The sequence below is a fragment of the Acinetobacter sp. WCHAc060033 genome (assembly GCF_004209125.1).
Taxonomy (GTDB): domain Bacteria; phylum Pseudomonadota; class Gammaproteobacteria; order Pseudomonadales; family Moraxellaceae; genus Acinetobacter; species Acinetobacter wuhouensis.
The window spans coordinates 1-915 of the sequence record NZ_SGSW01000161.1; the positions used below are offsets into that span (position 1 = coordinate 1).

Here is a 915-nt window from a genome sequence, read left to right on the forward strand (position 1 = left end):
GGCCAGTGATTTATCAAAAATATTATTCGCGGTACGCTGCATTCCCCAGTAAATACAACCTAAACTACCCACCCAAACACTGGCGGTGATGACCATTAAAATGAATGATAGACGTCTGGTCAGTGAATAACTGCGGATGAAATTGGCCATTAATAACTTTCATCCATAATATATCCAAAGCCTTGTACAGTACGGACGATGTTTTTACCCAACTTACGTCGTAAATTATGAATATAAACTTGGATCACATTACTACTTACATCTGCATCATAGGCATAAAATGAGTTTTCTATGCTCTCCCGTGAAATGATCCGGCCACGGTTATGAATAAAGAGTTCCAGCAAGTGAAACTCTTTCTGGGTTAGTTCAACTTCAGTTTTATCTCTTAGAACCTGTTTAGTCTTTTTATTAACTAGAATGTTGCCAATCTGAATCAAATCACCCACATCACCTGAAATACGGCGCAATACCGCTTGAATCCGTGCAATGACCTCATACAAATCATATGGCTTAACTACAAAATCATCTGCCCCAGCATCCAAACCTAAAATGCGCTCCTGAATTTTATCCTGAGCAGTCAGAATAATAACGCCTACTTTATTCTTTTTACGGCGCAGTGACTTTAAAACTTCTAATCCGTTCCGGTCTGGCAAACCTAAATCAAGCAAAATAAATTGATAATCATAACTCGACAAAAAATGATAGGCTTGCTCCGCTGTCGTAGCGATATCAACAACAAAATTCGCTTGGTCTAAACCACGTGCTGTCGCCTTAGCCAGTAAGGCATCGTCTTCAACTAACAATATTCTCACGTCTGAGCTATCCCCTCATTCTGTTACTTACAAACCTATATTTTATTTCTATGAAAACGCTAGGTATTCGGCCCCAAATAAGACCGAATAACTCCTATCTAAA

Annotated in this window: 1 protein-coding gene; it reads right to left on the bottom strand. The window is 39.0% G+C overall.

Features of this window, described 5'->3' with window-relative positions; all coding sequences use genetic code 11:
* Nucleotides 1-149: 149 nt before the first annotated feature.
* Nucleotides 150-812: a response regulator gene (locus EXE10_RS21080; RefSeq protein WP_130114605.1), complete on the bottom strand. Its 663-nt coding sequence runs from the start codon at nt 810-812 to the stop codon at nt 150-152.
* Between the last annotated feature and the right edge of the window lie 103 nt (nt 813-915).